Below are 13373 nucleotides of genomic sequence, written 5' to 3' on the forward strand. Positions count from 1 at the left end.
ACGATTTACAGTTTGATGTTCTGAACCAAGGATCGTTTGTCCTTGTTTGACCTATCGTACAAAAAAATCGACTCCAAGACCAGAAATTGGGCTTGAAGTCGATCGAAAACCATGAAATGGCTTATTTTGCTTTTGCGTTGTCGACGAGAACATCGATAGCTTTACGGAATTGAAGATCGCCTTTAAGCGTTTCAAGACCACCTTGTGGTGCAAGCATCGTTTCAAGTTGATCTGCAGGGATGTTGTAGAGTTCTGACATTGATTGAAGTTCAGCTTGAGTTTCCTCATCTGTTACTTCGATTTTTTCGTCAGCAACGATTTGCTTGAGGACGAGACGTGCTTTAACACGCTCTTCCGCTTGCTCTTTCATTTCAGAACGCATTGCCTCTTCTGTCGTTCCAGTCAACTGGAAGTACATGTTGAGGTCGATACCTTGTGATTGAATACGTTGTGTGAACTCTTGAACCATACGCTCGACTTCGTTTTCGACCATGACTTCTGGAAGATCAACTGTCGCGTTTTTCGTAGCCGCTTCGACTAACTCATCGCGCATTGAAGCATCAGCTTCTTGTTTGCGTGTGTTTTCGAGACGCGTACGGATTTTTGTTTTCAACTCGTCGAGTGAAGAAACTTCTTCATCCATTTCTTTTGCGAACTCATCTGTCAATTCAGGGAGCTCTTGTGCTTTAACTTCGTGGATCGTTACTTTGAATGTAACTGGTTTTCCAGCGAGTGATGCTTCGTGGTATTCCTCTGGGAATGTCACTTCAAGATCTTTTTGCTCGCCAGTTTTTAAACCGACCATTTGCTCTTCGAATCCAGGAATGAAGTTTCCAGAACCGATGACGAGTGAGTAGTTCTCAGCAGTTCCGCCGTCGAATTGGTTTTCCCCATCGAAACCTGCGAAGTCGAATACGACTGTATCGCCATTCTCGATGACGCCATCTTCTTTAACGACGAGTTCTGCACCGCGTTCTTGTAATGTTTTGAGTTCAGCGTCGACGTCTTCGTCAGTAACGTTCGTTTCAACTGCTGTGTACTCAAGACCTTTGTACTCACCGAGTGTAGCTTCTGGCTCGATGACGAACGTGATTTTGAATTCGACTGGCTTGCCTTTTTCGAGTGTTTCAACGTCGATGTTCTCAAGCGCGATTGGCTCGATTCCTGATTCGACGACTGCACCTTCGATTGTGTCCTTGTAAAGGATATCGAGTGCATCTTGGTACAGTGCTTCTTCACCGTACATTTTGTTGAACATTGCGCGTGGCATTTTTCCTTTACGGAAACCAGGTGTGTTCAAAGTCTTAACGACTTTCTTGAACGCTTGGTCTACCGCTTTATCAAATGCTTCAGCAGGCGCTTCATACGTGAGGACGCCGAGGCTACCTGATTGTTTTTCCCATTTTGCAGTCATGCTGAGTCCCTCCAAAATTGTCAATTAGCGTACATGTGTGTACAACAAGTCACATTATAGCACAATCGTTCTGACGATTACCACTGTTGAACGAATCGTTTCCAGATGTCTCAATCGAAGTAAATCTGCTCGAATGCGATGACTTCTGGATAAAGGATATGTGCCGCTCGGTATAACCGCTTCGCCAGCGGACTGAGGATACGTTCCGGTTCTTCACGTTCAAATGTCAGACCTGCGAGTTCTTCGCAGGCTGCGAGCCATTTCTCCATATCTGATCCGATTCGTTCTCGTTCTTCAAGATGAATCAGTTGATCCGATCGCAAGACGAGCAACGCTCGGAACGGATCCATTCGCTCTAACGTATGCATCGATGCCAGTAACGCTTGTTGCTCCTGTTGATGTACCATCAGGATTTCTTCTAACTCTTCACGTGACGAGATCGTCCAGTCTACAGCTAAGTGTGGTACATGAATGCTTATCGGATATGACACGTGATCCAGCACGCTTCCTAATAACAGATCAATGACGAGTAGACTTTGATGTTCGGTCTCTTGCGCCTGAAGATATTTCTGGGTGATGTATGCAATGAGCTCAGAGGTCCGTTCGAATTCAATACCGGTCAAATGGCGCATTTGTTCGACCCAACTGCCATGTCGCAACACATGCATCAGTTCCGTTGCTGATGTTACCTCACGCTGCGCAACAGGGTTGTTTTGAACTGCCGGCTTTTGTTCGCGAACACGCATCTGTTGTTTGATTTCATCTAATCGAAGCGCGAGCCCATACGGCAGATACGGTGACGCCGAGCGCAAAGCGAGTTTCATCGGATAACGTTCTCCGAGTTCATAAAGAAAGAGTGCGAGCACTTGCTCGACACCCTCGACTTCAAGAAATCGTTCTGCCACTGTTTCAAATCGTTCCCGGTCATGCATTAAGAGTGGTTGAATGACATAGAGCCGGTGTAATACATCTTCTCCTGTCAATTGGTCAGTCTCTAATTCCATAATCAATTGTTCTTGTTTAGAAGCGGGCAAACGAAGAATCCGCGCTCGCTCTACTTCTAGTTCATGTTCCATCCAGCGCGATGTCCCCATATTCCGGCACTCCTTCATGTTCACTTCTTATTTCGTAAATGGATCGAGTAAAGACGTCCAGTTCGTGATCGCTTCTTGAAGTTGTCCTGCCTGCTCGATTCCTAATCGATTCAACGTATCTAATGAGACGTCAGCTTCGAGTAATCGAGCGATGTCTTCCGATTGATTCACGTACTGCTCGAGTTTTGCACTTAAATTCTGCAATTCTTGCGGCGGATTTTCAAGTCCCGCTAATCGTTGATCGATTTGATCCAGTTCTTGATTGAACTGATCAATCGTTCCGTTTTCCTTCAACTTTTCGATTTGTTGATCAAGTGCTTGTTCAGGGTTCGCGGATTCACGCGCTGTCGTAGCCGCCTCATTCAAGGAAGCCGACAAATCTGACGTGACTTGGGCCGTATCTTTCGCAATGCCTTGAAGTTCTCCAGCGTAATCGACACTATTTTTTACATCGTTGACTTGTTGTTTTGCATCGTCGACTGTATTTGAAATCTCACTACATCCAGCAAGAAACGTACTTAGCACGAGGACTGCTCCAACTTTCTTCCACATTGCATTCATCCCTTTCGAGTTCATGATACCTTAATTATAATCGAAAATCGGAATAAAAAAAAGAGACCACCCTCGTAAGGGCAGTCTCTATTTTAATTATAGCGTCCCAAGAGGGATTCGAACCCCCGACCGACGGCTTAGAAGGCCGTTGCTCTATCCTGCTGAGCTATTGGGACGTGTCAACACGAATAAACTATACTAGAACAATTCTTTCGTGTCAATCACATTACAAACATTGCATTTATTTTATTACAAAAATGTTCCGTCCAGATGCAGGGCATTCACTCGATCGCCATTCACATCGAGAAACTCGACAGAATAACGGTTTTGATCCACTTCAAGAATCGCATACGTCTTGTCTGGTCGATGACGTGGCATCCGGATTGAACCTGGATTGATGAATAACACGCCGTCCCGATATTCAGCCTTCGCAACATGGGAATGACCATAACAGACGATGTCCGCCTGCTTTTCCTTCGCATGATGCTGCAAGACATCTAGACTGTATTTGACGTCCTGACGATGTCCGTGGACACAAAGGATGGTACGACCATCTATTTCCGACATGACTTCTTCCGGAAAATCGTGTCCGTAATCGCAATTCCCTCGCACAACACGATATGGATATAATGATTCGATGTCGCGCGTCAATTGGGAGTCCCCACAATGAAATGCCAAATCCACGTCTTGGTGACGTTCGAATATCGTAAGCAGTTCTTGTTCTAGTCCATGGCTATCACTAACGATCAACGCTCTCATCTTCATCACACTCCTAAGAAAGTAGTTAAGTCCTGTTCGAGCTTGCGCAATGCATTGCCACGATGACTAATCATCGCTTTTTCTTCTTTCGTCAACTCAGCAGCCGTCTGTCCGCTTGCCGTGACGAACAATGGATCATAACCGAACCCGTTCGAACCCGCCGCTTCAAAACCGATTCGCCCTTCCATCGTTCCACGAACCGTCAATGTCTCACCCGTTGGTTTCGCTAGCGCGAGGACACAAACGAAGCGCGCCGTCCGCTCTTCCTCCGGAACACCTTCTAACTTTTCAAGTAGTAGAGCGTTATTCGCCGCATCCGACTTTTCAAGACCCGCGAATCGTGCCGAGTAGACACCTGGAGCGCCATCTAAAGCATCGACTTCAAGACCTGAATCATCAGCAAGTACCGCGTGGCCAAAGTAGGCTGCTGCCTCTGTTGCTTTTAAGAGTGCATTCTCCTCGAATGTCTCACCTGTTTCGTCCGTTTCCGGAGCATCGGCGTGATCGAGTAACGATTCGACCGTATAACCGAGACGACCCAGCATGCTTTCAAGTTCCTTCACTTTACCTGCATTGTGTGTTGCGACGATGACCTTCATCTATGTTCCCCCACTTCTTCTCCTACATACCACCAAGAGACACCGAGTGCATCTCGACCAGCATCAATCAGTTCCTTAATTCCTTTTTCCCCAAGTTCGAGCATATCGAGCATCTCTTGACGGGAAAATGTCGACTCTTCTCCTGTTGCTTGCATCTCGACGATTTTCCCCGATGAGGTCATGACGAGATTGAAGTCGACTTCAGCCGCAGCATCCTCTTCGTAGCATAAATCGAGCAAGACATTCGACTCGACGATTCCAACCGAGATCGCTGCGATGCCTTCCTTGATTGGCGTATCCGTCAGTTTCCCGGCTTGGATCAATTGATCGACTGCTCGGACGAGTGCCAAGAAACCACCAGTGATTGATGCCGTTCGTGTGCCACCATCTGCTTGAATGACATCACAATCGATCCAGATTGTTCGTTCCCCAAGTTTCTCTAAATCGACGACTGCCCGAAGCGATCGGCTGATGAGACGTTGGATTTCCATCGTCCGTCCCGTCTGCTTGCCGCGGACGGCTTCTCGTGCGGTCCGCTGAGCCGTTGCACGTGGTAACATCGAATATTCCGCATTGATCCAGCCCTGGCGTTTACCGCGAAGGAACGGTGGCACTTTCTCCTCGACGGTCGCCGTACAGAGGACTTTCGTATCGCCCAGTTCAATCAAGACAGAACCTTCTGCGTGTTTATTGACATCAATCGATAATTGAATAGGACGGAGATGGTCCGCCGTTCGTTGGTCTATCCGCATTTAATCTTCCTCCGTTCCAAGCACGATGCGCTCCGCATGGATGGTCTGATCGAGCCAATCCGTCGCAATCTGATCAAATGAGCGGATATCGCCTGTCGCGTAATAACGATGTTCCGGAATTTGTGTCACATCTGCTGAAATCGTATTGTAATCAAGTAGTGCTGCTACCTCGAGCGCTGTCTCGTCTCCTGAAGAGATTAGTTGGACGCCTGGTCCGATGACCCGTCCAATCACATCTGCTAGGAGCGGGTAATGGGTGCACCCGAGGATCAATGTATCCATATCGTAATTCATCAATGGTCGTAATGTATTGGCAACGACACGCTCGACGTACGCACCGTCTGTCTGCATCGACTCGACGAGCGGGACGAATGGCGGGCACGCTAACGATTCGACGACGACTTGTCCTTCGACGTGGCGTAACGCCTTCTCGTAGGAATTACTTGTAATCGTCATCTTCGTTCCGATGACACCGATTCGTTTCGTACGCGTCACCTTGACTGCCGCACGGGCCCCAGGATCAATGACACCGATGACAGGTATATTTAAACGTTCTCGCGCTTCTTTTAGGACGACAGCCGTGGCTGTATTACAGGCGATCACGATCAACTTCACATCTTGTTGCACGAGATAATCAATCATCTCCCACGTAAACTCACGAATCTCCTCTTCTGGACGAGGACCATACGGACACCGTAATGTATCCCCGACATAGATGATTCGCTCATGGGGCAACTGTCGCATCAATTCACGTGCGACCGTCAACCCACCGACTCCGGAATCCAGTACTCCAATCGCTCGATTCACTCTTCTCCACCTCTTTCTCTCATTCCTATGGTAACAAAAAAGGACGACGGTGCAAGACCGGCGTCCGAGAATGTACGATTACAGGATTACTGAGCAAGACCTTCGCTAGTCAGCATATCTGAAAGAGTCGTGATTGCTTCAGAAGCATCGTCACCGTTTGCAACGATTTTGATATCTGAATCTTTCGCGATTCCGAGTGAAAGAACACCCATGATTGACTTCAAGTTGACAGTCTTCCCGTTGTATTCCAAGTTGATGTCTGATTGGAATTTAGAAGCTGTGTTGACGAGCTGAGTAGCCGGACGAGCGTGAATGCCTGAATCCGCGATGACTTTGAATGTTTTTTCCATGATTAAGAAATCTCCCTTCACTAATAACGTACTAGTGAGTCGTTTTCGAATATGTGAACTCATTATCAAATGATAACGGATTCGAATCGATTCTGCAAGGAATTTTTATATGCTTCACTCCACGGGAATGCTTTCCCGGCACGGTCGATTTGTACCATCGATGTCCGTCCTGTGAACATCAGTTCACCTTGCTCATCAAATGCCGCATAGTGGACGTCACACGATGCACTACCGACATGTACCGGATACGCATAGACAGCGAGACGTGCCCGTGGGTAGACTTGGCGAATGTAATTACACTGGGCATCCGCAACGACGATGATGCCGTCTTCTGCAAGCGAATATCCTGTTTCCTCTAACATCAATGTACGAACGTCCTCAAAATAGACGAACGGTACCCGGTTATTCATATGACCATAGGCATCCGTCTCCGCAAAACGAACGGCGACATCGAGTCGTGTGCCACGTTTCATCTGTTCAAGCCATGATTCAAGTTCTGGAATATAAGCTGGTACGCGCACAATGAGTTCCTCCTGTCTGAATGAAAAAAGAAGGAGCAAGCTCCTTCTTTGATAAATCATGAACTAACGGCTTCACCTGTCCGTCCTTCGTCACTACCGAAGAACTTCTTGAATGAATGAAGTGTCGTCTGACGGTTCATCGCTGCGATCGAAGTCGTCAGCGGAATCCCTTTCGGGCAAACCTCGACACAGTTTTGAGCGTTACCGCACTGCATGATCCCGCCGTCTTCCATTAACGCTTCAAGGCGTTCTTCCTTGTGGAAGGCACCTGTTGGATGCGAGTTGAATAGACGAACTTGTGAGATCGATGCCGGTCCGATGAATGTCGAACGATCGTTGACGTTCGGACATGCCTCGAGACACACGCCACACGTCATACATTTCGATAACTCATATGCCCATTGACGTTTGTTTTCTGGCATACGCGGTCCTGGTCCTAAATCGTACGTTCCATCGATTGGGACCCATGCTTTGACCTTTTTCAACGCATCGAACATGCGTTGACGGTCGACTTGAAGGTCACGAACGATCGGGAACGTCTGCATCGGTTGCAGACGGATCGGTTGTTCGAGTTTATCGACGAGTGCCGTACACGACTGACGTGGTGTACCGTTGATGACCATCGAACAAGCGCCACAGACTTCTTCTAGGCAACCCATGTCCCAGTTGATCGGCGTCGTTTTTTCACCAGCTGCATTGACAGGGTTCCGGCGAATCTCCATTAAAGCAGAGATGACGTTCATGTTCGGACGGTACGGAATTTCAAACGCTTCATCATACGGTTTACCATCAGGTCCATCTTGACGTTGAACGATGAATTGAACCGATTTTTGCGTAGTAGATGATTCGAGTGGTGTCGCCATTATGCTTTCACCTCTTTCTTCGACTTCTTGCTGTAGTCGCGTTTCCGTGGTGGAATCAACGACGTGTCGACGTCTTCATAGAAGATTTCTGGATGACCATTCGTATAACGCGCCATCGTCGTCTTCAAGAACTGTTCATCATTACGTTCCGGGAAGTCCGGTTTGTAGTGTGCTCCGCGACTCTCGTCACGTTTTAAGGCACCGAGCGTGATTGCTTCGGCTAGGTCGAGCATGTGATCGAGCTGACGAATGAACGATGCCCCTTGGTTACTCCAACGTGCTGTATCCGTTGCCGAGATACGTGTGAAGCGATCGCGGAGTTCCTTGATTTTTGTAAGCGTTTCTTCGAGCTTATCGTTATACCGGACGACCGTGACGTTATCCGTCATGATCTCCCCAAGCTCACGGTGGATTTGATACGCATTTTCCGTACCTTCCATTGATAGGATATCGTTGAAACGGTTGATTTCTTCGATCTTATGCGCTTCGACGACGTCCTCGCTCATCTCATGAACCGATGTCTCGAGTTCGTTCATATATGCGATTGCAGATGGTCCAGCGACCATTCCGCCGTATACCGCAGAGAGAAGCGAGTTCGCTCCGAGACGGTTACCACCGTGCATCGAATAATCACATTCACCAGCTGCGAACAATCCAGGGATGTTCGTCATTTGATCGTAGTCGACCCATAGTCCACCCATTGAATAGTGAACAGCTGGGAAAATCTTCATCGGTACTTTTCGTGGATCATCACCGACGAATTTCTCGTAGATTTCAAGGATCCCACCGAGTTTGACATCGAGTTCTTTTGCGTCTTTATGTGATAGATCCAGATAGACCATGTTCTCCCCGTTGACGCCGAGTTTTTGATTGACACAGACGTCAAAAATCTCGCGTGTCGCGATATCTCGTGGAACAAGGTTTCCGTACGCCGGATATTTTTCTTCAAGGAAGTACCAAGGTTTACCGTCTTTATACGTCCAGACGCGACCACCTTCACCTCGTGCTGATTCACTCATGAGACGTAATTTATCGTCTCCAGGAATCGCTGTCGGGTGAATCTGAATGAACTCACCGTTCGCGTAGATTGCTCCTTGACGATAGACAGCTGCTGCTGCTTGTCCTGTGTTGATGACCGAGTTCGTCGATTTTCCGAAGATGACCCCAGGACCACCTGTCGCGAGGATGACAGAATCCGCGGCAAATGCCTCGATTTCCATCGTCCGGAGGTTTTGACAAACTGCTCCACGACAAATGCCATTGTCATCGATGATGGCGCGAAGGAATTCCCATCCTTCATATTTTTCTACCAAACCTTGCGCTTCGAACTTACGAACCTGTTCATCCAATGCGTACAACAGTTGTTGCCCAGTCGTTGCCCCAGCGTATGCCGTCCGGTGATGCAACGTTCCTCCGAAACGTCGGAAGTCGAGTAAGCCTTCCGGTGTCCGGTTGAACATAACACCCATCCGGTCGAACATATGAATGATCTTCGGTGCTGCTTCCGCCATTTTTTGAACAGGTGGTTGATTTGCGAGGAAGTCCCCACCGTATACCGTGTCATCGAAATGCTGGTATGGTGAATCCCCTTCCCCTTTTGTATTGACCGCTCCGTTGATGCCACCTTGTGCACAAACAGAGTGTGAGCGTTTGACGGGTACGAGTGAGAATAACTTAACTGGTACGCCTTGCTCCGCTGCTTTTATCGTAGCCATCAGACCGGCAAGCCCTCCGCCGATGATGACAAGATTCTTGTTCGCCATGTTGTCAGTTCCCCTTTCCTTACAACACGCCTGCAAACGTTAAGATCGAGCGTACGCCTACAAACGATAAACCGATGAATACGAGTGCTGCCACGTAAGACATCGCCCGTTGAGATGCTGGTGACTGCGTGATTCCCCATGTGATGCAGAACGTCCAAAGTCCGTTCGCAAGGTGGAATGTCGTCGCCAAGATCCCGACGATATAGAACGCGAGCATGAATCCGTTATCGACGATGTTCTGCATCATGCTTGCATCCACTGGTGTTCCCATCGCAGCGGCAATACGTGTTTCCCAAACGTGCCACGTGATGAACACGACAAGGAATACACCGCTGAACCGTTGCAGTACATACATCCAGTTCCGGAAGTATGTATAACGCCCTGTGTTCGCAGAACCGGTGAATGCGATATACACGCCGTAGACGCCATGCAAGATGATCGGAATGAAGATGACAAAGATCTCTAAGAACAATCGATACGGAACGTTCCCCACGAATTCCGCGGCCTTATTGAAGTCTTCCTCACCACGTACGATGAAGTAGTTCGTCGTTAAGTGCGAAAGTAAAAATAACCCGATTGGAATGACGCCGAGCAGTGAGTGTATCTTACGACTCACGAAATCACGATGATTCGCCATCCAAATCCCCCCTTTTGTTTGCCAATCAACCGTTGGCGCATTTTGGTAGAAAAGCGCTTTCATAAGGAAATTCGTCTTTTCATCACTTATTCTACTCCTGTCCTTTTTAGAAGACAACCCGAGCCGTTGCATTTAACTGCAAATTTTTTTAGGAAAACAATGACCGGCAAGAATCATCTCGGTATAATGGTTCACAGATAGGAGTGAATCATGATGGATGCTACACCAAATCAAACACCACTTTTCGGTATCGAATTGATCCGAGATTATGTGCTGACCGATCTTCTCGGATCGGATTATCGGCAAGTCATCTACTGGGCAGGTAAACGTTTAGCGCGTCAATTCCCTGTCGTAGATGAATCTGAATTAGCCTCATTTTTTGAACAAGCAGGTTGGGGAACGCTCGAAATCAAGAAACGTAAAGGAACTGCCATCTCATTGGTGCTGTCTCCTCCTGATACGACGAGAGATGAACGACCACAAGGGTACTTCCAACTCGAAGCCGGTTTCCTCGCTGAACAGTTCTCTCGTTTTAACGGATGTGTCGCGGAAGGATATGCCGAGTTAACTAAAGAGCTCGTTCAAATCACGGTCCAAATCGACCCTAAAGATCCACTCGAACCGCTCAAGTAAAATTTACATAGAACGTGACAGGAATCTTAATTTTCAACATCGAAATAGATTCATGAAACCTTTTGCAGCAAGTGCTCGTAAAATCAGTCGTACACAAATCGCGAGGAGGAACTTCACATGTTCAAAAAACTAGCAGCAGATTTAACGGGATTCAGTGATATCGGACAAGTCATTCATCCTGATGATTTCGACAAGGCAGCCGCTGACGATTATGTCTTACATGAAGACGGCGAGAAAATCTATTTCTTGATCAAATCCAAATCTGACGAGTATTGCTTTACGAATCTGGCTTTGATTCACCTCGATGGTGAAAGTGCCGTCAGTTCGAAACGCGTCTTGTATCGCTATCCTTACGCACACTATCCGATTCGCCACGTCATGTTCGAAACGGCGGGAACGGTCGATCTTGATGTCGAGATTAAATTCGAGATCGGTGGCAAACATTATTCGATCGACGTCGATAAGAAACAACTCGAACATGTGAAAGATCTTTACAAAACACTTCTTGCGATCGCTGAAAAACAGTATGAAGGACAAAAGATGCTCGAATTCGCAAACAGCTCATTGAATCATTCGGTCACGATTCTCGGCGGACTTCGTCAAGGTGATATGAACGTGCCGCAAACATTCAAGGAGTTGTCTGAACAATCCTTCGAGTGGCTACAAGGTCACTACCATCAGTGGAACCAGCGTGACTTCGGTTCATACTACGAGAAGTACATCAACAACTAATTATTTTAAAATGCCGCCCTCTTCAAGAGGACGGCATTTTTTCATTCTTCATTTGCTTGACTTAAATATTCAGCGACGGTTTCCGCTAACTTGACAGGTAATCCTGCTTCCGCCAACTGTTCGATCGTTGCGCGTCGCAAGCTACGCATCGATCCGAAATGACGAATCAACTGCTGGCGTCGTTTCGGTCCGACTCCTGGTATCTCGTCGAGCAAGGAACGGGTCATCCCTTTTGAACGGAGCGAGCGATGGAACGTGATCGCAAACCGGTGGACTTCATCTTGCATGCGTTGAAGTAGATAAAACGCACTTGAACGCGGACTTAGTTCAATTAACCGTGCACCTTCTCCGAACAACAACTGACTCGTCCGGTGTTTGTCATCCTTTTTTAATGACCCGACCGGCAGGGATAAACCGAGTTCATCTTGAATGACTTCTAAAGCAGCATTCAACTGTCCGACTCCTCCGTCAATCAGGACGAGATCTGGAAGGCGCGCTCCTTCAAGTAACAACCGACGATACCGACGGCGCACGATTTCCCGCATCGATTCATAGTCATCGGGTCCTTGCACCGTCCGGATTTTGAACTTCCGGTATTCCTTCTTAAGCGGTTTACCGTCTTCAAAGACGACGAGCGCCGAAACGGCATCCGCACCTTGAATGTTCGCGTTATCGATGATTTCGATCCGTGACAGTGGATGAACGTCAATCGCATCGGCGAGTTCTTCGACTGCTTGAACGGTCCGTTTCTCGTCTTTCGCTAACAACTCGAAGCGTTCAGAGATCGCATTTTCAGCATTCTTCGTCGCTAAATCAAGTAATTTCCGTTTTGATCCTCGGACCGGAACGTGAATTTTAATCGATAGCGCCTCTTTGAGCAGCAACTGATTGACGAGTGGCGGTACATATACTTCACTTGGTTTGATGTTCTTTTCGTAGAACTGGACGATGAAACTCTCGAGCTCTTCTGCCGGCGTACCATAGATCGGGAAAAGCGAGACATCACGTTCGATCATCTTTCCGCCGCGAAGGAAGAAGACTTGGACACACATCCAGCCTTTATCGACATGGATCCCGAATACGTCACGTGACGTCAGATCCGCTGTGATCATGTTTTGTTTGTTCATGATCGACTCGATCGCCCTTACTTGATCGCGCAATTCTCCGGCACGTTCGAATTCCATCGTTTCGGCCGCGTCCGCCATCTTCTGTTTCAAGTCTTCGACAAGCTCCTTCGTATCGCCCGACAAGAAACGTCGGATTTCCGAAACGAGTGCCTTTTGTTCCGACTCGAGATTCGGGATTTCGCATGGACCGAGACACTGACCGATGTGGTAATACAGACAAAGTTTTTTCGGCATCGGCTGGCATTTACGTAGCGGATATAAACGATCTAGCAGACGTTTCGTCTCGTTTGCCGCATACGCATTCGGATAAGGACCAAAATAATGACCACCATCTTTTTTCAACTTACGTGTCGTGATCAGGCGAGGATATGTCTCATTCGTAATTTTCAAGTACGGATACGACTTATCATCCTTCAACATGATATTGTACTTCGGATCATGTTTCTTAATAAGCGTCATCTCAAGCAACAACGCTTCTAGTTCACTAGCTGTGATGATGTATTCGAAGTCACGGACTTCCGCGACGAGACGTTCCGTCTTAATATCATGTGCTCCCGTGAAATAGGAACGGACACGATTCTTGAGATTTTTTGCTTTTCCGACATAGATGACTTCGCCGAATTCATTTTTGTGCAGATAACATCCTGGCTCATCAGGCAAAAGGGATAGTTTCGCTTTGATATGTTCTTGATGTCCCAAATAAATGTCTCCTTTCACCGTTTTTAGTTTTATTCGTTCGGGTAAATACCATACATTGATTATGACATACG

The 13373-nt window shown here is 47.5% G+C and carries 15 protein-coding genes and 1 tRNA gene; 2 read left to right on the forward strand and 14 right to left on the reverse strand.

What is annotated here, in order from left to right; translation table 11 throughout:
* Window positions 1–121 precede the first annotated feature (121 nt).
* The 13 genes from tig to KNQ11_RS08335 all read right to left on the reverse strand — a co-directional run bounded on the left by tig (window position 122) and on the right by KNQ11_RS08335 (window position 10111).
* On the reverse strand, window positions 122–1414 hold the full coding sequence (tig, locus tag KNQ11_RS08275) for a trigger factor (protein ID WP_029342286.1): 1293 nt from the start codon (window positions 1412–1414) through the stop codon (window positions 122–124).
* A gap of 110 nt (window positions 1415–1524) precedes the next feature.
* Window positions 1525–2508: a hypothetical protein gene (locus KNQ11_RS08280; RefSeq protein ID WP_149427690.1), complete on the reverse strand. Its 984-nt coding sequence runs from the start codon at window positions 2506–2508 to the stop codon at window positions 1525–1527.
* A gap of 27 nt (window positions 2509–2535) precedes the next feature.
* Entirely contained in the window at window positions 2536–3060 is a 525-nt protein-coding gene (locus tag KNQ11_RS08285; protein ID WP_231681742.1) for a hypothetical protein, read from the reverse strand.
* Between the two features lie 102 nt (window positions 3061–3162).
* Window positions 3163–3236: transfer RNA gene (locus tag KNQ11_RS08290), tRNA-Arg, on the reverse strand.
* A gap of 73 nt (window positions 3237–3309) precedes the next feature.
* A complete protein-coding gene (locus KNQ11_RS08295; protein WP_214771069.1) occupies window positions 3310–3819 on the reverse strand; it encodes a metallophosphoesterase family protein in 510 nt (169 codons plus the stop codon).
* Between the two features lie 5 nt (window positions 3820–3824).
* Entirely contained in the window at window positions 3825–4418 is a 594-nt protein-coding gene (locus tag KNQ11_RS08300) for an XTP/dITP diphosphatase (RefSeq protein WP_214771072.1), read from the reverse strand.
* Window positions 4415–5170 carry a ribonuclease PH gene (rph, locus tag KNQ11_RS08305; protein ID WP_087681203.1) on the reverse strand — a complete coding sequence of 252 codons (756 nt, stop codon included), beginning with the start codon at window positions 5168–5170 and terminating at the stop codon, window positions 4415–4417. Before rph ends, KNQ11_RS08300 begins: the two co-directional genes overlap by 4 nt.
* On the reverse strand, window positions 5171–5977 hold the full coding sequence (racE, locus tag KNQ11_RS08310) for a glutamate racemase (protein ID WP_023468984.1): 807 nt from the start codon (window positions 5975–5977) through the stop codon (window positions 5171–5173).
* An 86-nt stretch (window positions 5978–6063) separates the two neighbouring features.
* Complete coding sequence (locus KNQ11_RS08315; RefSeq protein WP_012371023.1) at window positions 6064–6327, reverse strand: phosphocarrier protein HPr; 264 nt, start codon at window positions 6325–6327, stop codon at window positions 6064–6066.
* Between the two features lie 65 nt (window positions 6328–6392).
* Entirely contained in the window at window positions 6393–6848 is a 456-nt protein-coding gene (locus KNQ11_RS08320) for an acyl-CoA thioesterase (protein ID WP_214771075.1), read from the reverse strand.
* Between the two features lie 56 nt (window positions 6849–6904).
* Window positions 6905–7711 carry a succinate dehydrogenase iron-sulfur subunit gene (gene sdhB, locus KNQ11_RS08325; protein WP_023468986.1) on the reverse strand — a complete coding sequence of 269 codons (807 nt, stop codon included), beginning with the start codon at window positions 7709–7711 and terminating at the stop codon, window positions 6905–6907.
* Window positions 7711–9474, reverse strand: coding sequence for a succinate dehydrogenase flavoprotein subunit (gene sdhA / locus KNQ11_RS08330; RefSeq protein ID WP_023468987.1), 1764 nt, complete (start codon window positions 9472–9474; stop codon window positions 7711–7713). The genes sdhB and sdhA overlap by 1 nt, the downstream gene beginning before the upstream one ends.
* A 19-nt stretch (window positions 9475–9493) precedes the next feature.
* Window positions 9494–10111: a succinate dehydrogenase cytochrome b558 subunit gene (locus tag KNQ11_RS08335; protein ID WP_029342294.1), complete on the reverse strand. Its 618-nt coding sequence runs from the start codon at window positions 10109–10111 to the stop codon at window positions 9494–9496.
* 210 nt (window positions 10112–10321) lie between these two features.
* On the opposite strand from KNQ11_RS08335, the gene KNQ11_RS08340 reads away from it, so the two are divergent.
* Both KNQ11_RS08340 and KNQ11_RS08345 read left to right on the forward strand, forming a co-directional pair.
* Window positions 10322–10744 (forward strand): YslB family protein, encoded by a 423-nt coding sequence (locus tag KNQ11_RS08340; RefSeq protein ID WP_251139647.1) that lies wholly within the window; start codon window positions 10322–10324, stop codon window positions 10742–10744.
* 117 nt (window positions 10745–10861) lie between these two features.
* Complete coding sequence (locus KNQ11_RS08345) at window positions 10862–11476, forward strand: PH domain-containing protein (protein ID WP_023468990.1); 615 nt, start codon at window positions 10862–10864, stop codon at window positions 11474–11476.
* Between the two features lie 41 nt (window positions 11477–11517).
* On the opposite strand, the gene uvrC is transcribed toward KNQ11_RS08345, so the two are convergent.
* Complete coding sequence (gene uvrC / locus KNQ11_RS08350; protein ID WP_047393598.1) at window positions 11518–13302, reverse strand: excinuclease ABC subunit UvrC; 1785 nt, start codon at window positions 13300–13302, stop codon at window positions 11518–11520.
* Window positions 13303–13373: the final 71 nt, after the last annotated feature.

It is taken from the genome of Exiguobacterium sp. s39 (genome assembly GCF_018618925.1).
Taxonomy (GTDB): Bacteria; Bacillota; Bacilli; order Exiguobacteriales; family Exiguobacteriaceae; genus Exiguobacterium_A; species Exiguobacterium_A abrahamii.

What these genes read in the sequence shown, in the direction of transcription:
- tig (WP_029342286.1), bottom strand. Translation starts at nt 1,414, where the DNA reads ATGACTGCAAAATGGGAAAAACAATCAGGTAGCCTCGGCGTCCTCACG.
- KNQ11_RS08280 (WP_149427690.1), bottom strand. Translation starts at nt 2,508, where the DNA reads ATGGGGACATCGCGCTGGATGGAACATGAACTAGAAGTAGAGCGAGCG.
- KNQ11_RS08285 (WP_231681742.1), bottom strand. Translation starts at nt 3,060, where the DNA reads ATGTGGAAGAAAGTTGGAGCAGTCCTCGTGCTAAGTACGTTTCTTGCT.
- KNQ11_RS08295 (WP_214771069.1), bottom strand. Translation starts at nt 3,819, where the DNA reads ATGAGAGCGTTGATCGTTAGTGATAGCCATGGACTAGAACAAGAACTG.
- KNQ11_RS08300 (WP_214771072.1), bottom strand. Translation starts at nt 4,418, where the DNA reads ATGAAGGTCATCGTCGCAACACACAATGCAGGTAAAGTGAAGGAACTT.
- rph (WP_087681203.1), bottom strand. Translation starts at nt 5,170, where the DNA reads ATGCGGATAGACCAACGAACGGCGGACCATCTCCGTCCTATTCAATTA.
- KNQ11_RS08315 (WP_012371023.1), bottom strand. Translation starts at nt 6,327, where the DNA reads ATGGAAAAAACATTCAAAGTCATCGCGGATTCAGGCATTCACGCTCGT.
- sdhB (WP_023468986.1), bottom strand. Translation starts at nt 7,711, where the DNA reads ATGGCGACACCACTCGAATCATCTACTACGCAAAAATCGGTTCAATTC.
- sdhA (WP_023468987.1), bottom strand. Translation starts at nt 9,474, where the DNA reads ATGGCGAACAAGAATCTTGTCATCATCGGCGGAGGGCTTGCCGGTCTG.
- KNQ11_RS08335 (WP_029342294.1), bottom strand. Translation starts at nt 10,111, where the DNA reads ATGGCGAATCATCGTGATTTCGTGAGTCGTAAGATACACTCACTGCTC.
- KNQ11_RS08340 (WP_251139647.1), top strand. Translation starts at nt 10,322, where the DNA reads ATGATGGATGCTACACCAAATCAAACACCACTTTTCGGTATCGAATTG.
- KNQ11_RS08345 (WP_023468990.1), top strand. Translation starts at nt 10,862, where the DNA reads ATGTTCAAAAAACTAGCAGCAGATTTAACGGGATTCAGTGATATCGGA.